The organism is Streptomyces sp. HUAS CB01, from assembly GCF_030406905.1.
GTDB classification, from domain to species: domain Bacteria; phylum Actinomycetota; class Actinomycetes; order Streptomycetales; family Streptomycetaceae; genus Streptomyces; species Streptomyces chengbuensis.
The window spans coordinates 6,598,482-6,619,525 of record NZ_CP129137.1 but is presented as its reverse complement, the minus strand read 5'-3'; the positions used below and the strand labels follow the sequence as shown (position 1 = coordinate 6,619,525).

Annotated in this window: 14 protein-coding genes; 1 reads left to right on the top strand and 13 read right to left on the bottom strand. The window is 73.1% G+C overall.

Going from position 1 to position 21,044, the window contains the following annotated elements; genetic code table 11:
- Positions 1-290: 290 nt before the first annotated feature.
- From QRN89_RS29075 to QRN89_RS29015, 13 genes are all read right to left on the bottom strand, one after another.
- Complete coding sequence (locus tag QRN89_RS29075) at positions 291-1,415, bottom strand: inositol-3-phosphate synthase (RefSeq protein ID WP_290352392.1); 1,125 nt, start codon at positions 1,413-1,415, stop codon at positions 291-293.
- Between the two features lie 92 nt (positions 1,416-1,507).
- On the bottom strand, positions 1,508-5,221 hold the full coding sequence (locus QRN89_RS29070) for a ThuA domain-containing protein (protein WP_290352391.1): 3,714 nt from the start codon (positions 5,219-5,221) through the stop codon (positions 1,508-1,510).
- 290 nt (positions 5,222-5,511) lie between these two features.
- Positions 5,512-6,516, bottom strand: coding sequence for a sugar phosphate isomerase/epimerase family protein (locus tag QRN89_RS29065; RefSeq protein WP_290352390.1), 1,005 nt, complete (start codon positions 6,514-6,516; stop codon positions 5,512-5,514).
- A gap of 114 nt (positions 6,517-6,630) precedes the next feature.
- Positions 6,631-7,854: a Gfo/Idh/MocA family protein gene (locus QRN89_RS29060; RefSeq protein ID WP_290352388.1), complete on the bottom strand. Its 1,224-nt coding sequence runs from the start codon at positions 7,852-7,854 to the stop codon at positions 6,631-6,633.
- A 44-nt stretch (positions 7,855-7,898) separates the two neighbouring features.
- The gene (locus tag QRN89_RS29055) at positions 7,899-8,945 is read right to left on the bottom strand and encodes a substrate-binding domain-containing protein (protein WP_290352387.1); all 1,047 of its coding nucleotides are present in this window, start codon (positions 8,943-8,945) and stop codon (positions 7,899-7,901) included.
- 95 nt (positions 8,946-9,040) lie between these two features.
- Positions 9,041-10,072 (bottom strand): ABC transporter permease, encoded by a 1,032-nt coding sequence (locus QRN89_RS29050; protein ID WP_290352386.1) that lies wholly within the window; start codon positions 10,070-10,072, stop codon positions 9,041-9,043.
- Positions 10,069-11,559: a sugar ABC transporter ATP-binding protein gene (locus QRN89_RS29045; protein ID WP_290353907.1), complete on the bottom strand. Its 1,491-nt coding sequence runs from the start codon at positions 11,557-11,559 to the stop codon at positions 10,069-10,071. The genes QRN89_RS29050 and QRN89_RS29045 overlap by 4 nt, the downstream gene beginning before the upstream one ends.
- A gap of 157 nt (positions 11,560-11,716) precedes the next feature.
- The gene (locus QRN89_RS29040; RefSeq protein WP_290352384.1) at positions 11,717-12,898 is read right to left on the bottom strand and encodes an ROK family transcriptional regulator; all 1,182 of its coding nucleotides are present in this window, start codon (positions 12,896-12,898) and stop codon (positions 11,717-11,719) included.
- Between the two features lie 211 nt (positions 12,899-13,109).
- On the bottom strand, positions 13,110-13,409 hold the full coding sequence (locus QRN89_RS29035; RefSeq protein ID WP_093659677.1) for an antibiotic biosynthesis monooxygenase: 300 nt from the start codon (positions 13,407-13,409) through the stop codon (positions 13,110-13,112).
- 420 nt (positions 13,410-13,829) lie between these two features.
- Positions 13,830-16,418, bottom strand: a complete 2,589-nt coding sequence (locus QRN89_RS29030; RefSeq protein WP_390701044.1) for a SpoIIE family protein phosphatase — start codon at positions 16,416-16,418, stop codon at positions 13,830-13,832.
- A 1,023-nt stretch (positions 16,419-17,441) separates the two neighbouring features.
- A complete protein-coding gene (locus QRN89_RS29025; RefSeq protein ID WP_290352381.1) occupies positions 17,442-18,116 on the bottom strand; it encodes a GntR family transcriptional regulator in 675 nt (224 codons plus the stop codon).
- Between the two features lie 73 nt (positions 18,117-18,189).
- Positions 18,190-19,134: a beta-ketoacyl-ACP synthase III gene (locus QRN89_RS29020; RefSeq protein WP_290352380.1), complete on the bottom strand. Its 945-nt coding sequence runs from the start codon at positions 19,132-19,134 to the stop codon at positions 18,190-18,192.
- Between the two features lie 303 nt (positions 19,135-19,437).
- Positions 19,438-19,833: a VOC family protein gene (locus QRN89_RS29015; RefSeq protein ID WP_290352378.1), complete on the bottom strand. Its 396-nt coding sequence runs from the start codon at positions 19,831-19,833 to the stop codon at positions 19,438-19,440.
- Positions 19,834-19,966: 133 nt separating this feature from the next.
- On the opposite strand from QRN89_RS29015, the gene QRN89_RS29010 reads away from it, so the two are divergent.
- Positions 19,967-20,938 (top strand): 2-dehydropantoate 2-reductase, encoded by a 972-nt coding sequence (locus QRN89_RS29010; RefSeq protein WP_290352376.1) that lies wholly within the window; start codon positions 19,967-19,969, stop codon positions 20,936-20,938.
- Positions 20,939-21,044 lie beyond the last annotated feature (106 nt).

Below are 21,044 nucleotides of genomic sequence, written 5' to 3'. Positions count from 1 at the left end.
CTCGGGGGCACGCCGGGCACGCTCGTCCGTGCCGCCGTGGCCGGGGCCGGCCGCGGCCGGGACGGACGAGGAAGGGCGTTCGTGCGGCACGCCGTCGCCGCCCGCCTCACGGCCCGGGTCCGGGCCGTCGGCGGCACGCTCGTCAGTGCCGCGGCCGGGGCCGGGCGGGGTGCCGCGCAGGGCGCCGACGAGGACCGCGGTGCCCGCGGCGGCGGTGGCCAGCGCGCCGAGAAGCCCCAGGGTGCGCGCGGCTCCCGGGGTCGCGAGGGCGGCCGGGGAACGGCGCCGCGTCATCGGGCGTTCCGGAGCCGGCCGGCGAAGGCGAGGAGGGTCGCGTACTGGTCGGCGAGCGCCGCGGGCGCCCCCGGGTCGGGGTCCTTGAAGTAGAAGGCGAGTTGAGGGAGCGGCCCGGACAGTCCGGCTTCGTGGGCGCGGGCGGTGAGGCGGGCGAGGTCGAGGACGAGGGGCGCGGCGAGTGCGGAGTCACAGCCCTGCCAGGTGGTCTGGAGGACCATGCGGGTGCCGAGGAAGCCGTCGAAGGCGATGTGGTCCCAGGCGGTCTTCCAGTCGCCGAGGGCGGGGACGTCGTCGATGTGGACCTCCCCTTCGGGCGTGGTGCCGAGGGTGTCGGCGAGGACGCGTTCCTTGCCGGCGTTCTTCGCGGCGGCCGCCGCGGGGTCGGCGAGGGCCGCTCCGTCGCCGCCGCCGAGGAGGTTGGTGCCCGACCATGCCCGTACGGTCAGGGCGCGCTGGACGAACATGGGGGCGAGCACGGAGCGCAGGAGCGTCTGCCCGGTCTTGCCGTCGCGGCCGGCGTGGGGAAGTCCGGCGGCGCGCGCGGCGTCCTCGAGGGCGGCGGTGCGCAGCCCGGTGGAGGGGGTGAAGTTGACGTAGGGGCTGCCGGCCTCGACGGCGGCGGCGGCGTAGAGGGAACTGGCGGGCAGGCGTGCCGAGTCGGGTGCGGGGGCGGGTTCGGTGGAGGCGACGTTGACGACGACGGCGCGGGCGAGGTCGTGGCGCCGGACGAAGGCGGTGATGTCGGCGGCGAAGGCGGTGACGAGTTCGGCGTCGCTGCGGTTGTCGCCGGGGAGGGGGCCGCCGGTGCGGATCTCCTCGTCGACGGCGGAGAGTTCGGCGCGCAGCGCGGTGGGCAGGCCGTGGGGCAGGACGCCGCCTGCGGCGAGGTGTTCGGCGCGTTTGGGCAGGGGGCAGGCGGTGGTGTCGTGGCCGCCGAAGACGAGGGATGACAACGATGGCAGGGCGGCCGCGGCGAACGGCGGGGTTTCGGTCACCATGCCGGTGGCCGGGTGGAGGCCGGCGGTGACGGCGGCGCATCCGGTGATCGCTGTGGTGGCGACGGAGCCGCGGGCTCCGATCAGCCAGACTCCGGTGCGGCGTTCGTCGGTGTTCGTCACGGGCTGCCTCCCTGCGTGAGGTGGTGGGGCGGCGGGCGGGGGTACGGCGTCTCCCCGCCCGCCGCCGGCTTGTGGGTCCGGCAGGGGCCGCCCTACGACGACGAGGGCAGCTCCTTGAGCTGGATGTTGCGGAAGGACGCCTGGTCGTCGGCTCCGTGGTTCTGGATGCCGATGTGGCCGTCCTTCAGGCTGCGTGCCGGGTCGGTGTTGGTGAAGTCGTTGATCTTGGCGCCGTTGAGGAAGACCTGGAGCCGCTCACCCTGGACCTTGATCTCGTAGCTGTTCCACTGGCCGGGGGGCCGCAGCGCCCGGTCGCGGGCCTTGAGGTCGGCCGACTTGAATCCGTAGACGGCTCCGGTGGTGCGGTCCGGGGCGTCGGTGGCGTCGATCTGGATCTCGTAGCCGTTGTTCACGGCGGACCAGGGGTCGTCGGAGGCGGGGAAGCCGACGAAGACTCCGGAGTTGTCGTCGCCGTCCAGTTTCCAGTCGAGCTTGAGGGAGTAGGACTTCAGCTCCTTGGCCTGGTACCAGAGCATGCCCATGCCGCCCTCGGTGCGCAGTTCGCCGCCGGTGACGTTGAACTTGCCGGGGCCCGCCTGCTTCCAGCCTTCGAGGGTGTGGCCGTTGAACAGGTCGCGGTAACCGGTGGCGGGCCTGCAGTTGGCGTTGACCTGGCCGGAGGCGTAGCGCAGTCCGCCGAGCAGGTGCTGCCGGAAGGCGGGCTCGGCGTAGGACTCCTTGGTGTGTCCGCCGCCGGTGTAGAAGGCGCGGCCGCCCTCGTAGGTCTGGCACCAGGCGATCGGGTGGTCGCCCTTCATGTTGCCGCCCTGGTAGGTGGTCTCGTCCAGGGTGGCGAGGATGCGGGCCTGGCCGCGGGGGTTGGTGCGGTAGTTGTACCACTCGTCGGTGCGCTCCCATGCCGCGTCGAGGTGGGAGGTCGCGGGGTGGTCGGGGTCCTCGACGCGGACGGTGGCCTTCTGGATCTGCGGGTGGGAGTGGAAGTGGGCGCCGACGAGGCCGCCGTAGAACTCCCAGTCGTACTCGGTGTCGGCGGCCGCGTGGACGCCCATGTAGCCGCCGCCGGTGGCGACGTAGTTCTCGAACGCCTTCTGCTGCTCGGCGTTGAGGACGTCGCCGGTGGTGGAGAGGAAGACGACGGCGTCGTAGCGGGCGAGGTTGGCGGTGGTGAACTGGCCGGCTTCCTCGGTGGCGTCGACGGTGATGTTGCTGCCGGTGCCGAGTTCCTTGAGGGCCGTCACACCGGTGGGGATGGAGTCGTGGCGGAAGCCCGCGGTCTTGGAGAAGACGAGGACGCGTTTGGCGGAGCGGTCGGCGGGGGTGCTGGAGAGTTCGAAGTCGTCGACGTCGTAGAGGGCTCCGGCTCCGCCCTTGAAGACGAGGAACAGTTCGGTGGTCTTCCTGGGTACGGCGCGCAGCGGCACGTCGATGTCCTGGAAGGTCTCCCAGCCGCCGGTGACCGGTACGGGGGCGGAGCCGAGGAGGGTGCCGCCTGCGGAGCCGGTGCGGACCTCGAGGAAGCCGCCGGCGCCGCCGGAGGAGACGCGGGCGGTGAGCTTGGTGGTGCCGGTGAGGTTGTAGGGCTTGAAGGAGATCCAGTCGCCGTCGTGGATGTCGCCGACGGTCTTGCCGCCGTGGGCGGGCGCCTTGTCGATGACGCTGATGCCGGACCGGCCGGTGAAGTGCTCGGCCTGGCGGTGGCGGGGCTGGAGCTGGGCCTGGTCGTGGCCGGTGAGGGCGGCCTGGCCGCCGCCTCCGCCGTCGGTGTATTCGGCGTCGAAGACGCCGAAGATGTTGGCGTTGGGGTCGTGGCCGCCGTCGGCGGAGGTCTTGATGGTGCCGGTGCAGCCGTTGGCGGAGGTCACGGGGTGGCCGTGGCTGTCGTGGCCGAGGATGTAGGTGACCTTGACCTTGGCGCAGTCGACGGTGCCGTCCTCGGGGTCGGTGACGGTGACCTTGAAGGGGATCTCGTCGCCGAAGCTGAACAGGGCGCCTTCGGCGGGGAGTTCGAGGGTGACCTTGGGTGCGGTGTTGCCGACGACGACCTGGACGCTGGCGGATCCGGTGCGTCCGGTGGGGTCCTTGGCGGTCACGGTGGCGGTGTAGGTGCCGTTCTTGCGGTAGGTGTACGTCGGGTTGGCGGCGGTGGAGGTGCCGCCGTCGCCGAAGTCCCAGGTGTAGGTGAGGGCGTCGCCGTCGGCGTCGGTCGTGCCGGCGGAGGAGAACGCGACCTTCAGCGGTGCCTTGCCGGAGGTCTTGTTGGCGGTGGCCTCGGCGACCGGGGAGCGGCCTCCGGTGGCGTTCTCGATGCGGTAGAGCGCGGAGTGCTCGTCGCCGCCGAACCAGGCGGTGCCGTAGTCGAGGACGTAGAGCGCGCCGTCGGGGCCGAAGCTCATGTCCATGATCTGCGTCCCGGTCCAGGGGACGGGGTTGATGGACTGGACGGTGCCGTCGGCGCCGTGCTCGATGCGCTTGATCCAGCGGCGGCCGAACTCGCCGGCGAAGAAGTCGCCGTCGTAGGCCTCGGGGAACTTCACCGGGGAGTCGAGGTCCGGGTCGTAGTGGTAGACGGGTCCGCCCATGGGGGACTCGGAGCCGGTGCCGAACTCGGGTACGGAGCCGCCGTCGTAGGGGATCCAGGCGGGTTCGGCGGGCGGGAGGTCGACGAGGCCGGTGTTGTGCGGCGAGTCGTTCTTCGGGGCCGCGCAGTCGTAGGTCGCGCCGGACACCTTGGTGGCGAAGTCGTAGTCGACGTAGGGGTCGTTGTCGCCGGTGCAGAACGGCCAGCCGAAGTTGCCGGGCTTGGTGATGCGGGCGAACTCGACCTGTCCGGCCGGTCCGCGCTTGGGGTCGGCGGCGCCGGCGTCGGGCCCGTACTCGCCGACGTAGGCCACGCCGGTCTTCTTGTCGACGCTGAAGCGGAACGGGTTGCGGAAGCCCATGGCGTAGATCTCGGGCCGGGTCTTGGCGGTGCCCGGGGCGAAGAGGTTGCCGTCGGGGACGGTGTAGCTGCCGTCGTCGGCGACCTTGATGCGCAGGATCTTGCCGCGGAGGTCGTTGGTGTTGCCGGAGGTGCGACGGGCGTCGTAGGCCGGGTTGCGGCCGGGGCGTTCGTCGATGGGGGTGTAGCCGTCGGAGGCGAAGGGGTTGGAGTCGTCGCCGGTCGACAGGTACAGGTTGCCCTGGGCGTCGAAGTCGATGTCGCCGCCGACGTGGCAGCAGATGCCGCGTGTGGCGGGGACGTCGATGACCTTCTTCTCGCTGGCGTTGTCCAGGGTGCCGTCGGCCTTGAGCACGAAGCGGGAGAGCCGGTTGACGCCGTCGTACTCGGCGAAGTCGGCGGCGGTGCCCTCGTTGGGGGCGTCGCCTGCGGGGGTGTCCAGCGGGGGCGCGTAGTAGAGGTAGATCGCCCGGTTCTGTGCGAAGCCGGGGTCGATGCCGACGCCCTGGAGGCCTTCCTCGTCGTGTGCGTAGACGGGGACGGTGCCGACGACGCGGGTGTTGCCGGCGGCGTCGGTCATGCGCAGCTCGCCGTCGCGGGAGGTGTGCAGGACGCTGCGGTCGGGCAGTACGGCGAGCGACATGGGCTCGCCGACCTCGGGCTCGCCCTTGGCGAGGGTCACCTGCTGGAACTCCTCGGCCGCGGCGGGTGCCGGGTCGTTCGCGGACGCGAGGGCGCCGACGGGGGCGGCGAGGGTGAGGGAGGTCGCGGCGAGCAGGCCGCCGGTGAGGAGCGCGAGGCCCTTTCTGACGCGGTTCCGTGGTGCTCCGGGCCGTTTTGTGTGCACGTGTGTCCTCCGGAAGGAGCGGTCGTACGGGCGGGTGGTGCTGCCGTGCGGAAGGTCCGGGGACCGGCGTGCGCCGTCACGCTGGTCGTGTCACTCGTTCAGGATGTGAGCCGTGTTTCAGGACTGTGTCCTGTACACCTCAGGGACGGTAGCGGGGTTCGTCCTGCGCCGAAAGCCCTTGTGCAGCGGGGAAGTTGAACTTTTTCCCGCATCAGGACAAAGCCGTTCCGGGGCAGGCCGGACCGCCCGGCGGCGGGGGCCACCGCCGGGCTCCGGCCTGCGGGAACGGGCTAGTCGTTGCCCCCGAAGGCCGCGTCGAAGGACGCCGACGGCGGGTCGAAGTCGTAGCGCTTCAGCGTGGCAAGCGCTTCCGGTGCGCCCGCCAGACGGTCCATTCCGGCGTCCTCCCACTCGACGGACACCGGCCCGTCGTAGCCGATGGAACGCAGCATGCGGAACACGTCCTCCCAGGGCACGTCGCCGTGGCCGGCGGACACGAAGTCCCAGCCGCGTCGGGGGTCGCCCCAGGGAAGGTGGGAGCCGAGGCGGCCGTTGCGGCCGTCGAGCCGGGTGCGGGCCTCCTTGCAGTCCACGTGGTAGATCCGGTCCCGGAAGTCGTAGAGGAAGCCGACGGGGTCGAGGTCCTGCCAGACGAAGTGGCTGGGGTCGAAGTTCAGCCCGAAGGCGGGCCGCCGGCCGACGGCCTCCAGCGCGCGGTGCGTGGTCCAGTAGTCGTAGGCGATCTCGCTCGGGTGGACCTCGTGGGCGAAGCGCACGCCCTCGGCGTCGAACACGTCGAGGATCGGGTTCCACCGCTCGGCGAAGTCCTCGTAGCCGCGTTCGATCATCCGCTCCGGCACCGGGGGGAACATGGCGACCAGGTGCCAGATCGACGATCCGGTGAAGCCGATGACGGTGCGGACGCCGAAGGCGGCCGCGGCCCGGGCGGTGTCCTGCAGTTCGCGGGCGGCGCGCCGCCGGACGCCCTCCGGCTCGCCGTCGCCCCAGATCCGGGCGGGCACGATCGCCTGGTGCCGCTCGTCGATCGGGTGGTCGCAGACGGCCTGGCCGACGAGGTGGTTGGAGATCGCCCAGCACTTCAGCCCGTACTTGTCGAGCAGCGCGCGCCGCCCGTCCAGGTACGAAGGGTCGGCGAGGGCCTTGTCGACCTCGAAGTGGTCGCCCCAGCAGGCGAGTTCGAGTCCGTCGTAGCCGAAGTCGCGGGCGAGCCGGCAGACCTCCTCCAGGGGCAGGTCGGCCCACTGGCCGGTGAACAGGGTGAAGGGACGGGGCACGGCGAGGACCTCCTCGGACGGCGACCCGCGGACCGGCGGTCCGCGGACGGGGCACACCGGCGGGGAGCACCCCCCGGGCTCCCCGCCGGTGTGCGGACTGGGTGGGGACCGGCGTCAGACGACGGACCCCGGGACGGGGGTGTAGACGGCGTTCTTCTCGGCGCTCTCCTCCACGGCGGCGAGCACCCGCTGCACCTGCAGTCCGTCGGCGAACGACGGCGCCGGTGAGGTGTTCCCCGCGGCGACGGCGTGCACGATGTCGCGCGCCTGGTGCACGAAGGTGTGCTCGTAGCCGAGGGCGTGGCCGGGCGGCCACCACGCCTCCAGGTAGGGATGACCCGGCTCGGTGACGAGGATCCGCCGGAAGCCGGCCGAAGCGGCGGGTTCGGTGTGGTCGTGGAAGGACAGTTCGTTGAGGCGTTCCAGGTCGAAGGCGAGGGAGCCGCGTTCGCCGTTGATCTCCAGCCGCAGGGCGTTCTTGCGGCCGGCGGCCATCCGGGTCGCCTCGAAGGAGGCCAGCGCCCCGGAGGCGAGCCGTCCGGTGAACAGGGCGGCGTCGTCGACGGTGACCGGGCCGCGGCCGTCGGCGCCGGTGGCGGACAGCCCCGTGGACGCCCCGGCGAGCAGCGGCCGTTCGCGTACGAAGGTCTCGGTGAGTGCGGACACCCCGACCAGCGGCTCGCCCGCCAGGTACTGCGCGAGGTCCACGGCGTGCGCGCCGAGGTCGCCGAGCGCGCCGGAGCCCGCGTGCTCGCGCTCGAGCCGCCAGGTCAGTGGAAAGTCGGGGTCGACGAGCCAGTCCTGCAGATAGGTGACCCGCACGTGCCGGAGCGCGCCGAGCCGGTTGTCGGTGATCAGCCGGCGGGCGTACGCGATGGCGGGCACGCGCCGGTAGTTGAAGCCGACCATGGCCACCTGGCCGCGCGCGGCGGCCGCCTCGGCGGCGGCCACCATCGCCTCGGCCTCGGGGACCGAGTTGGCCAGCGGCTTCTCGCAGAGGACGTGCTTGCCCGCCTCCAGTGCCGCGATGGCGATCTCCGCATGGCTGTCACCCGGGGTGCAGACGTCGACGAGCTGCACGTCGTCGCGGGTCACGAGGGCGCGCCAGTCGGTCTCCGCCGCCGCCCAGCCGTGCTTGGCGGCGGCGGCCCGGACGGCGACCGCGTCGCGGCCGCCGATCGCGGCGAGGACCGGCCGCAGCGGCAGGTCGAAGACGCGCCCCGCGGTGCGCCAGCCCTGTGAGTGGGCGGCGCCCATGAACGCGTATCCGACCATGCCGACGCCGAGTGTCGGCGGTGCGGCCTCGCTGTCGCTGTCCCTCTGTTCCTTGCCGGGCATGCGGGTTCCTCCTCGTCGGTTGCTCGGTGGGGGCGGGCGGAACGTCAGTTGAAGCCCGTGGGCAGGTACTGGTCGACGTTGTCCTTGGTGACGACGGCCGAGTAGAGGGTGACGGAGGCGGGGATCTCGAGTTCCGCCATGCCGCCGATGCCCTTGCCCTGGCCGAGGGCGCGGGCGAGGTCGATGGCGGAGGCGGCCATCGTCGGCGGGTAGAGGACGGTGGCCTTCAGTACGCCGTTGTCGGCCTTGATGGCGTCCATCGCGGACTTGGCGCCGGCGCCGCCGACCATGAGGAAGTCGTCCCGGCCGGCCTGCTGGATGGCGCGGAGGGCGCCGACGCCCTGGTCGTCGTCGTGGTTCCAGAGGGCGTCGAACTGCTTCTGCGCCTGGAGCAGCTGGGCCATCTTGGCCTGGCCGGACTCGACGGTGAACTCGGCGGCCTGGCGGGCGACCTTGCGGATGTTGGGGTAGTTCTTGAGGGCGTCGTCGAAGCCCTGGGTGCGCTGCTTGGTGAGTTCCAGGTTGTCCATGCCGGCGAGTTCGATGACCTTGGCGTTCGGCTTGTCCTTGAGCTGTTCGCCGATGAAGCGGCCCGCGTTGAGGCCCATGCCGTAGTTGTCGCCGCCGATCCAGCAGCGGTATGCCTGCGGGGAGGCGAAGATGCGGTCCAGGTTGACGACGGGGATGCCGGCCTTCATGGCCTGGAGTCCGACCTGGGTGAGGGCCTTGCCGTCGGCCGGCAGGATCACCAGGACGTCGACCTTCTTGTTGATGAGGGTCTGGATCTGGCCGATCTGGGCGGCGGTGTCGTTGGAGCCCTCGGTGATCTCCAGAGTGACGTCCGCGTACTTCCCGGCGCGCTGCTTGGCGTTGGCGTTGATGGCGGCGAGCCAGCCGTGGTCGGCCTGCGGGCCGGCGAAGCCGATGGTGACGGGCTTGCCGGGCTTGTCGTCGGCGGCCGGGGCGTTGCCGGTGGCCGTGCCGGCGCTCTTCGGCTCGTTGCTCGTGCAGGCGGTGAGGAGGGCGCCGGCGGAGACGGCGGCGGTGCCGAAGAGCAGTCCTCTGCGGCTGGTGGCGGGGATTTCTGGCATGGCGGGTCAACCCCTCTGGGTTCGGGCGTGCGGGTGGGCCGGGACGTGCGGGGGTGGAGGTGGGACGGGGGTGACGAGGTGTCAGCGGAGCTGGGTCACGTCTCGCCGTTGCGCAGGGTGCTGCGCTGGACCAGGACGGCGGCCACGATGATCGCTCCCTTGGCGATCTGCTGGACGGCGCTCTCCAGGTTGTTGAGGGCGAAGATGTTGGTGATGGTGGTGAAGACGAGGACGCCGAGGACGGAGCCGACGATGGTGCCGCGGCCGCCGCTGAGGAGGGTGCCGCCGATGATCGCGGCGGCGATGGCGTCGAGTTCGTAGAGGTTGCCGTTGGTGTTCTGGCCCGAGCCGGACAGGACGATCAGCAGGAAGGCGGCGATGCCGCAGCACAGTCCGGACAGCAGGTAGAGGTAGAGCCGCTGGCGGCGTACGTCGATGCCGGCGAGCCGGGCCGCTTCGGCGTTGCCGCCGACGGCGACGGTGCGGCGTCCGAAGGTCGTCCGGTTCAGCAGCAGCCAGCCGAGTGCGGTGACGGCGGCGAAGACCAGCACCAGCGGCGGGATGCCGAGGAGGTAGGAGTCGGGGACGCCCAGGTCGAGCACGGGCTGGACGGTGACGATCTGCGTCTTGCCGTCGGTGATCTGCAGGGCGAGGCCGCGGGCCGAGGCGAGCATGGCGAGGGTCGCGATGAACGGCACCATCCCGCCGTAGGCGATGAGCAGGCCGTTGACCAGTCCGCAGCCGACGCCGACGACGATCGCGGTGAACAGGATTCCGGCGAAGCCGTACTCCTGGGTGGCGAGGGTGGTCGCCCACACGGAGGCGAGGGCGACGATCGCGCCGACGGAGAGGTCGATGCCGCCGCTGGTGATGACGAAGGTCATGCCGACGGTGACGACGCCGATGACGGACGCCTGGGTGAGGACCAGTTGGAGGTTGGAGGTGTCGAGGAAGGTGTCGGGCTCGGTGATGCCGCCGACCGCGACGAGCACGGCGAGGACCCCGAGGAGCGAGAGGTTGCGGACGTCGGCGCGCAGTCCCAGGGCGGGCCGGACGGCCTTGGCGGCCGGGGGCGACACCGCGGGCGGCGGCGGGGCCTGCGGGGCCTCGGAGGCGGGCTGCGTCATGAGCTCGGGCTCCCTTCCATGACAAGGTCGAGTACACGGTGCTCGTCCAGCTCCCCGGCGGGCGCCGTGTGCACGACGCGGCCTTCCCGGAGCACCAGCACCCGGTCGGCGAGGCCCAGCACTTCGGGGACCTCGCTGGAGACGAGGAGGACGGCGAGTCCTTCGTCGGCGAGCCGGCGGATGACGGCGTAGAGCTCGGCGCGGGCGCCGACGTCGACGCCGCGGGTGGGCTCGTCGAGCAGCAGCACACGGCAGCCGCGCAGCAGCCAGCGGGCGAGGACGGCCTTTTGCTGGTTGCCGCCGGACAGGGTGCGGATGCGGGCGTCGGGGTTGTCCGGCCGCAGCGACAGCTCGCGGGTGGCCCGGCGGGCGTCGCGGCGTTCGGCGCCGCGGTCCAGCCAGCCGCCCCGGGAGAAGCGGGAGAGGGAGGACACCGACACGTTGCGGGTGACGGATTCGAGCATCAGCAGGCCCTGGGCCTTGCGTTCCTCGGGGGCGAGGCCGAGTCCGGCGCGGACGGCGGAGCGTACGCTGCCGGGCTTGAGGGGGCGGCCGTCGACGGTGACGCGGCCGGTGGTGGGCTTGCGGGCGCCGTAGACGGTCTCCAGGATCTCGGAGCGTCCGGAGCCGACGAGTCCGGCGAGGCCGAGGATCTCCCCCGGGCGCAGTTCGAGGTCGACGGGGGCGAACTCGCCCTCGCGGCTGAGGCCTTCGACGCGGAGCACGGGTTCCGCCCGGGGCGGGGCCGCGGGGCGGTCGGGGAAGACGTACTCGACGCTGCGGCCGGTCATCATGGCAACGATGTCGCGCGTGGGGGTGTCCTTGGCGGGCAGTCCCCCGGCGACGGCACGGCCGTCCTTGAGGACGGTGACCCGGTCGCCGATGCGGCGGATCTCCTCCAGGCGGTGGGAGATGTAGACGACGGCGACGCCGTCGGCGGTGAGGTCGGCGACGATGCGGAAGAGGTTGTCGGTCTCGTCGGGGTCGAGGGCCGCCGAGGGTTCGTCCATGACGATGAGGCGTACGTCGTGGGAGAGGGCGCGGGCCATGGAGACGATCTGCTGCTGGGCGGCGGAGAGGCTGCCGACGGGGCGGCCGGGGTCGATCTCGGGGTGGCCGAGGCGACGCAGCAGCGCGGTGGCGGCGCGGCGGGCCTCGCGGCCGCGGACGACGAACCCGGCGGCGGTGGGTTCATGGCCGAGGAAGACGTTCTCGGCGACCGACAGGCCCTCCACCAGGTCGAGTTCCTGGTAGATGGTGGCGATGCCGAGGCGCATGGCGGCGATGGGCGACCTGAGCGCGACGGGTTCGCCGCGCCAGGTGATCTGTCCGTCGTCGGGCTGGTGGGCTCCGGCGAGGACCTTGATGAGGGTGGACTTGCCGGCGCCGTTCTGGCCGAGGAGACAGTGGACCTCGCCGGCCTGGACGTCGAGGTCGACGCCGTCGAGGGCGCGGACGCCGGGGAACGATTTGGTGATGCCGCGCATCGTGAGCAGCGGTGGTGCGGACGCGTCCTGCGGTGAAGGCGGTGCGGGTGGTTCTGGTGCCATGGCGGATCCCCTCGGCGGGTGCGGCCGGTGAGCGGGCAGGGTGGAACCAGGTGCGTGTGCTGTGGTGCGTTGCGGACCGACCGGTCCGGGCGGATCAGGCCGGGGAGAACAGGTGGTCGCTGATGAGCCGGGCCGCGCCGATCACTCCGGCGGCGGGGCCCAGTTCGCCCAGCACGATGGGGAGGTTTCCGGTGGCAAGCGGCAGGGACTGCCGGTAGACCTGGGTGCGGACGCTGGCGAGCAGGGTGTGGCCGAGACCGGTGACTCCGCCGCCGATCACCACCAGTCCGGGGTTGAAGAAGCTGACGAGTCCGGCGATGACCTGGCCGACGCGGTTGCCGCCCTCGCGGATCAGGTCGAGCGCGGTGGAGTCGCCGGCGGCGGCCGCGGTGGCCACGTCGACGGCGGTGAGCCTGCCCGCGGCCTCCAGCCGTGCGGCGAGTTCGGGCGACTGGCCGGTGCGGGCCGCCTCCTCCGCGTCGCGGGCGAGGGCCGCGCCGCTGAAGTGGGCTTCCAGGCAGCCCTTGTTGCCGCAGGCGCAGGCGCGTCCGTCGGCCTCGACCTGGATGTGGCCGATGTCGCCGGCGCTGCCGGTGGTACCGCGGTAGACCTCGCCGCCGACGACGATGCCGCAGCCGATGCCGGTGCCGATCTTGACGCAGAGGAAGTCGCCGACGGAGCGGGCGACGCCGGCGTGCTGCTCCCCCATGGCCATGAGGTTCACGTCGTTGTCGACCATGACCGGGCAGCCGAGTTCCTGGCTGAGGGCCTCGCGGACCGGGAAGCCGTCCCAGCCGGGCATGATCGGCGGTGCGACGGGGACGCCCTCGGGGTAGCGGACCGGTCCGGGTACGCCGATGCCGGCGCCGTCGAAGCCTTCGGCGAGGCCGGAGGCCTTCAGTTTGGCGGCCATGGCGAGGACCTGCTCGAAGACGGCGACCGGGCCCTCGCGGACGTCCATCGGCTGGTTGAGGTGTCCGAGGACCTCCAGTTCGGCGTTGGTGACGGCGACGTCGACGGAGGTGGCGCCGATGTCGACGCCGAGGAAGCGAAGGTTCGGGGCGAGCCGGATGTTGTGGGAGCGGCGGCCGCCGCGTGAGGCGGCGAGGCCGTCGGCGACGACCAGTCCGGTCTCCAGCAGGCGGTCGATCTCGACGGCGAGCTTGGAGCGGGACAGGTCGACCTGATCGCCCAGCTGGGCACGGGAGTTGGGACCGCCGTCGCGCAACAGCCTGAGCAGTCGCGCCTGGTGCGCGTTGGCGGGTCGAGCCGTCATGCGTCTCACGCGCCCCTCCCCTCCCTGGCCGTCGGCGCGGGGAATCCCGGTCAGCCGTTCCGTCGGGCTTTCGAGGGGAACGTAGCAGCGCTTTCCCCGAGGGGGAAGAAGTTGAGCACCAATCCACCGCAACTTTCTCCACACCCAGGACAAAGCCGGGGACGGGGGTGGCCGAACGTGGCACGGGCAGGGCGCGTTCCGTGGGGTGCCGTCAGGGTTTGAGGTGGCTGAAGCCGACTTCGTAGCGGTCGACGGAGACGATCCGCTGGCCCTCCCTGCGGGCCGTGTCCACCCGGATCCGGTCAGCCCTCTCCTCGCTGGCCAGCATGGTCTCCTCGTCCTCCCACAGGGTCAGCGACACGGCCCTGCCCGTTGCCCGGTCGACGAACCAGTACACGCCGAGGAAGCCGGGAAGTCCCCGGACCTGCTGGACGACCGTCTCCGCGTGCGCGGACAGGTCGCCCTCGGGGGGCACGGGCGACCCCTCGTACCTGCTCAGTCTCGCGAACATCGCAGCTTCCCTTCCTCCGCGGCCGTGGCCGGGCGGTCGGCAGCCCCAGGACCAGCGTGCCCCGTCCTCCGGCCGCCCGCACGCCACGGCTCCGTACGCCCGGGGCGCTTGGGCGACGGCCCGTGTCCCCACGCGGGTGGCGGCCCCGGGCGGTCGGGCGGTCGGCGCACGGGCGTCGTGCCGTCGCACGGGGACGAACGGGATCGGACGCAGCAGCGGGAGCGGGCGGCCGGCGTACGAGTGGCCCGCCCGCGCACGGCGACGAGCGGGGTTCGCGCGCACCCGCGGGGGCGGGCGGCGGGACCGTGCGGGTGCCGCGAGCCGGGCCGAGGCGGCCGGCCTCCCTCCGGACGTGTCGGAGGCGGGCCCTGACGGCCCCGGGCCGGGTGGCGGACGGCAGCGGGCACGGGCCCGCGCCGGTCACCGCCGGCCGGGACCGGCCAGGGTGCGGTCCGTCTGGCGCCTCGACCAGCGGGCGGTGAGCAGCAGCGCGATGTCGTCGGGCCGGTCCGTGGCCTGGCGCGCCTCGCGGATCAGCCGGTCCGCGGTGTCGGCGATCGAGATGTGGCTGACCCGGCTGAGGGTGGCCCGCAGACGCTCGACGCCGGCGTCGATGTCGGTGCCCGCCTCCTCGATCAGCCCGTCGGTGAAGAGGGCCAGTACCGCCCCTGGTTCCAGGGTGAGTTCGCAGACCGGGTAGTGCTCCTCCGCGTCGACGCCGAGGATCAGCCCGCCGGGCAGGTCGAGCACCTCGGTCGTGCCGTCGGGCCTGCGCAGCAGCGGCTGGGGGTGCCCGGCGCGTACGGCCTGGGCGGTGCCGGTCGCCGGGTCGAGGAGCACGTAGCAGCAGGTGGCGAACTGTGCCGGGTCGAGGTCGATGAGGAGCCGGTTGGTGCCGCTCATCACCTCGTCGGGCTCCCGGTCGGCGAGGGCGAACGCCCGTACCGCGCTGCGCAGCTGGCCCATGATGGCGGCGGCGGAGACCCCGTGCCCCTGGACGTCGCCGATGACGAGGGCGAGGCCGCGGTCCGTCTCGATGACGTCGTACCAGTCGCCGCCGACGTCCATCCCCTGGGTGCCGGGGAGATAGCGGCCGACGGTCTCCACGTCCTTGATGACGGGCAGCCGGTGCGGCAGCAGGGCGTCCTGGAGGCCGCGGGCGAGTGCGGACTCGCTGTCGTAGCGCTGGGCGCGTTCGAGGGCCTGGGCGATGAGCCCGGCGAGGGCGGTGAGGACGGTGCGCTCCTCGGGGGCGAAGCCGCGCGGGTGGTCGAAGCCGAGGATGCAGGAGCCGACGGGGCGGCCGGAGGCGATCAGCGGCAGGAAGGCGCGGGCGCCGACGGAGGCGTCGATCGCGAGCCCGGGATAGGCGGCGGCGAGTTTGTCCATGGACTCGAAGAAGATCGGGCGGCCGGTGGTGAGGGTTTCCACGCCGGGGATGCGGGCGTCCAGCCCGACCCCGTCGAAGGGGGCGAGGAACCCGGCCGGGAAGCCGGTCTCCCAGGCCAGGTAGAGGTGGCGCTCGTGGAGGACGTAGATGGCCAGCTGGCGGCCGCCGAACGCGGGCAGCAGTTCCTCCGTGACGACCGCCGAGACCTGGCGGGCGGTGACGGCCTCGGTCAGGGCGATGGCGAGGGCGACCGGCCGGTACAGGGCGCTGGCCCGGTCGGCGGGTGAGGCGAAGGTGCCCAGTCCGGCGCCGGGGAAGCTGACGGAACCCGGTGCGTAGTCGGGGGGCTCGGCGGCGGCGACGGTTCCGGTCACTCCTTCCCGGCCGGGGAAGAGGGAGACGGTGACCCAGTCGTCCTCCTCGCGGTTGGCGCGGAACTGGACGGGGGTGTGCGAGAGCAGCGCCGCCCGGTAGTGGTCCCAGTAGCCCGGGCGGTCGAGCCAGGACACGGCCTCCCAGAGCACCCGGCCGACGAGCTGGTCGCGGGGCATCCCGATGAGATCCTCGGCGCTGTGGTTGGCGTAGGTGATGCGGCAGGAGCGGTCGAGGGAGAACAGCCCGTCGGGGAGCCGGTCGCCGGCCTCTCCGGAGACCACTCCGGTCCCGAGGTCGATGAGGGAGCCGGTGACGCGGCGCGTGCCGATGCCGGGGGACGAGTGAACGGGGCGGCCGGTGAGTTCCACCAGGGACGGCGGATGGCCGTCGCGGACGATCCGGATCCGGCGTACGACGGGACGGCCGGTCTGGGCGGCCTCCCGGGCCACGGCCCACAGCTGGTAGGCGTCCTCGGGTGTGACATGGGCGGTGAGCGCCTCGATGGTGCCCGGGAAACAGGCGGGGTCGACACCGAGGATGGCGCAGAGTTCCTCGTCGGCGGAGAGCGCTCCCGTGCCGAGGTCCCAGTCGAAGGCTCCGATGCGCACGGGTCGGGCCGTCGCGTCGGGGGCCTGGACGACGAAGGGCTCGCGTTCCCAGCGGACGGAGGTGCCGTCGTGGTGGAGTTCACCGAGGGCGGCGCCGAGCCGGGTCCCCGCGTCGGTGAAGCGCCGCAGGTCCTCCTCGGCGACGGATTGCCCGGCGGTGGCGGGGCGCAGCGCCACGAGGACGCCGAAGCGCTCGTTCCCGCTCCTGACCGGTGCGTACAGGGAGCTGAAGGAGAACGGCAGCCCCGCCATGAGCTGCGGGAAACGCTGCATGGCCTCCTCGCCGTCGGCGAGGTGGATGGGCTGGGAGCGGCGGTGGCACTCGGCAACGGGGAAGGGCCTGTTGACGTGCATGCGCCACCACGGGCGCATCAGTTCGCCGGGGAGCCCGACGGCCACGGCCAGGCGCAGCAGGCCGGACGTGTGCGACCGCAGGTACACCCCGCCGGCGTAACCCCCCACCGCGCCGATCGAGTGGACCGCGGCCTCGGCGAGCACCAGTCCGAGCTCGTCCAGGGGGTGGACCGCGCCGCCGCTCGTCTCGCGCTGCGGCCCGCGCTTCGAGCGCGCGCCGGGCCTGGCCGCGCCGTACCAGGTCACATAGAAAGGATGCGTCAGGGCCGCGGGGGCGCGCACCTCAGGCCGCTGGACACGGGCGGGTGCGCGCGTGGGCGGGTGAGCGGTCGCGGGGCGCCGGGCCTGTCGCGCCCCTGCCGAGGACGGGCCTCCGGCACCGGCACCGCCCGCGCCCGGGGACGGCCGTCCCGGAGCGGCCCGAGCCGCAGGACATGCCGACGTCCCGATGTCGGCGGGTGAGCGGTCGCGGGGCGCCGGGCCTGTCGCGCCCCTGCCGAGGACGGGCCTCCGGCACCGGCACCGCCCGCGCCCGGGGACGGCCGTCCCGGAGCGGCCCGAGCGCAGGACATGCCGGCGTCCCGATGTCGGCGGGTGAGCGGTCGCGGGGCGCCGGGCCTGTCGCGCCCCTGCCGAGGACGGGCCTCCGGCACCGGCACCGCCCGCGCCCGGGGACGGCCGTCCCGGAGCGGCCCGAGCGCAGGAGATGCCGGCGTCCCGGCAGGCTCCGCGGCCGCCGGACGCGACCGCCCGCGGCTGCGGGGCCGGGAGCAGGCGCCACTCCCCCGACGGCCCTGGGCGTGAACACCGGAGACCGCGACCGCCCGCGGCGGAATCCCGGGGCCGACGCTCCCCGTCAGGCGGCCCGGACGCGATCTCCCGGCGCGGGGCGCGAGCCTGAGGCCAAGGCTCCCGCGGGGGAAGCCGACAGCCGGTACTCCGCGGCAGCCCCGGCCACGGACGCCCCGCGCAGGCCAGACCCGAAGACCGGCACCCTCGCCGCCGTTGGCCCGGAGCCCACACTCCCTTGCCGGCGCCCGGACCCAACCGCCCCGCCCGGCCCCGAACACCTCGCGCAGGCGCGAACCCGAAGGCCGGCGACTCGTCGCGGGAGACCGAAGCCGACGCTCCCCGGCAGCCCCGGCCACGACCGCCCCGGCCCAGCCACGCCCGGCCGCCGTCTCCCCGCGCAGGTGCCGACGCCGAGGGCCGGGACCCCCGCGGCAGGAGACCGAGCACCCGGGCACCGCAGCGGGAAGCCGGGGCGCAGGCCCCGCCGCCCGGAGGTGAAGGACGCGGGCGGGCTCAGGACTCGCGCTCGTGGTAGGTGCGCCTGGTGTGCTCCGTGTGGGCGCGCATCACCTCGGTGGCCCGGCCCTCGTCGCGTGCCGAGATGGCCGCGATCAGTTCGCGGTGCTCGATCCACGACTGCTCGCCGCGCTGCCGGGCCACGGGGGTGTAGTACCAGCGCACGCGCCGGTCGACCTGGCCGGCCAGTTCGGCGAGCACCACGTTGCCCGCGAGCTCCATCACCTTCGCGTGGAAGGCGGCGTTGGTGGCGACCGCCAGGTCCACGTCGTCGGCGGCGACGGCCTGCTCGCCCTTGTCGCAGAGCTCCTCCAGGGCGGCGATGCCGGCGGAGCCGGCGTTCGCGGCGGCCAGCCGGGCGGCCTCGGCCTCCAGCAGCGTACGGACCGACAGCAGCTGGTCGGCCTCCTCCTCGGTCGGCTCGTGGACGAACGCGCCCTGCGCCGGGCGCAGATCGACCCATCCCTCCGTGTTGAGCCGCTGCAGCGCCTCCCGTACGGGCTGGCGCGACACCCCGAGGTGGCCCGCGAGTTCGCTCTCGACGAGATGCTGGCCGGGGCGCAGGGCGCGGGTGGTGATGAGCTCCAGCAGTGCCTCGTACACGCGCTCGCGCAACGGGCCCGGCCGCTCCAGCCTGGGCACGGTTCCCTGCGGCAGTCCTGCGGACAACATCGGGTCCCCCTCGGTCCTCGGCACCAACGCGACGGCAATTGGCTATCGTCTACAGTCTACCGAGCGCAATCCCTCAGGGGCAGCGGACGACCTGACCCGCGTACGACAGGTTTCCGCCGAATCCGAAGAGGAGCGCGGGCGTGCCGGACGGGATGTCCCCGCGTTCGACCAGCCGGGACAGGGCGATCGGGATCGAGGCGGCCGAGGTGTTGCCGGAGTCGACGACATCACGGGCGACGACGGCGTTCACCGCGCCGATCCGCTCGGCGACGGGCTCGATGATCCGCAGGTTGGCCTGGTGCAGTACGACGGCGGCGAGGTCCTCCGGCGCGACCGAGGCCCGTTCGCAGACCCGGCGGGCGATCGGCGGGAGCTGGGTCGTCGCCCAGCGGTAGACGGACTGGCCCTCCTGCGCGAACCGGGGTGGCGTGCCCTCGATCCGCACCGCGTGGCCCATCTCGGGGACCGAACCCCACAGCACGGGTCCGATGCCCGCCTCGCGCTCGTCGCACGCCTCGACCACCGCGGCACCCGCCCCGTCGCCGACGAGGACGCAGGTGGTGCGGTCGGTCCAGTCGGCGACTGCGGACATCTTGTCGGCGCCGATGACGAGGGCGCGGAGCGCGGAGCCGGCCCGGATCGCGTGGTCGGCGGTGGCGAGGGCGTGGGTGAAGCCGGCGCAGACGACGTTGAGGTCCATGACCGCCGGGGAGGCCATCCCCAGCCGGGCGGCGACGCGGGCCGCGGTGTTCGGGGAGCGGTCGATCGCGGTCGAGGTGGCGACGAGGACGAGATCGATGTCGGCGGGGGTGAGCCCGGCCGCGGCGAGGGCCTTCCCGGCGGCGTGGGCGGCGAGTTCGTCGACCGGTTCGTCGGGGCCCGCGATGTGGCGTGTCCGGATACCGACCCTGCTGGTGATCCACTCGTCGCTGGTGTCGACCATCCGCACCAGGTCTTCGTTGGTGAGTACCCGGGCGGGCCGGTGGTGGCCGAGCGCGGCGATACGAGTGCCGGTCATGCCCGGGCACCCCCTTTGTGTCGAGGTCAGGAGCCAACAGTCTCGTCAGCGACCGGCGGGTACGAGGGCGGCCGAACCCACAGGATTCACCCGCGCGGGTTGGAGGCTCCGCCCAGTCGGCGGTCTGCGCGGGGGCCGCGCGAGCGCCCGGGACCGGCGTGGGCGCGGGACGGGGGCGCGGGCAGCGGCGGGGACGGGCACGGTCGGCGACCGGTGCGGGTGCGGTCGGCACGGGTGTGCGCGGGCCGGTCGGGTGGGTCCGCCGCATCCCCTCGCGCCGGGCGGAGCGATCCCGGCCGGGGTTCACCGCGCCGGCGGCTCGTGGATCCCGAAGGGCGAGCCCTGGTCGTCGCGGCAGAAGCGGAAGCGGCCGAAGCGTTCGGCGCCGTCCTCCGTGCCGGCGTCGGGGTCCTCGACCGTGCCGCCCAGTTCCACGATCCGTTCGAGCGCGGACGCGAGGTCGTCGACCTTGAAGAAGACGTAGGGCGCGGCTCCGGCGTCGGCGCCGTGCACTCCGCCGGGGACGGTGGGCGTGGTGATCGCGAAGCCGGTGCCGCCGGGCGCGTCCTCGAAGGTCCAGCCGAAGAGGTTGCCGTAGAAGGTGCGGGCCTTCCTGGGATCGTCCACGCCGAGTTCGAAGAACGAGATCTCCCCGGCCATCGCGGGCTCCTGTCGTACGACGAGGGTGTTCCCGTCCACGCTGCCACACGCCTTGTCGCACGCCTTGTCGGCGGGAAGTCCATACTGTAGACAATATATCGTCGACATGCAGTGCCCGTTGCTGCTGCGCAGCCGGTTTCTCGGTTCCCCTCGACCGAACGGAGAGCCCCACGTGAAAGTCGCAGTCGTCGGCGCCGGTGCGATCGGCGCCTACGTCGGAGCCGCGCTCGACCGCGCCGGCGCCGATGTCCATCTCATCGCCCGTGGAGCGCATCTGGCGGCCATGAGGCGGCACGGTGTACGGGTACTGAGTCCGCGCGGCGACTTCACCGCGCGGGTCCACGCCACCGACCGCCCGGCCGACGTCGGCCCGGTCGACCACGTCTTCCTGGGCCTCAAGGCCAACGCGTACGCGGCGTGCGGGCCGCTGATCGAGCCCCTGCTCCGGGACGGCACCACGATCGTCGCCGCCCAGAACGGCATTCCCTGGTGGTACTTCCACCGGCACGGCGGCCCGTACGACGGACAGCGCATCGAGAGTGTGGACCCCGGCGGTGCCGTCAGCGCCGTCCTCGCTCCCGAGCGCGCGGTGGGCTGCGTCGTCTACGCGGCGACGGAGCTGGCGGGCCCCGGGGTCGTCCGCCACCTGGAAGGCACCCGCTTCTCCATCGGCGAACCCGACCGCTCCGTCTCCGCGCGCTGTCTCGGGTTCAGCGAGGCGATGCGCGAGGGCGGCCTGAAGTGCCCGGTGGAGCCGGAGGTGCGCCACGACATCTGGATCAAGCTGCTCGGCAACATCTCCTTCAACCCGATCAGCGCGCTCACCCGGGCGACGATGCGGGAGATGTGCCTCCACCGCACCACCCGTGAGGTCATCGGGCTGATGATGACCGAGACCCTGGAGGTCGCGGCCGCCCTGGGATGCCGGCCCGCGATCTCCGTGGAGCGGCGTCTCGCCGGCGCGGAGCGGGTCGGCGACCACCGCACCTCCACGCTGCAGGACTTGGAGAAGGGCAAGCCGCTGGAGCTGGACGTGCTGCTCGCCGCCGTGGTGGAGCTCGCCGGGATCACCGGGGTGCCGGTGCCCACGCTCCGTACGGTGGCGGCCATTTCGGACCTGCTGGCGACGAGGAGCGCGGCATGAGAACGGCACGGGCGGTGCCCGCCCGTGCCGGGCGCGGCGTTCGGTGCAGGACAATGAGATCGTCGGGAGCGCCTCGCCGCACCCGCGCGAGGCCGTGCGCCGTACC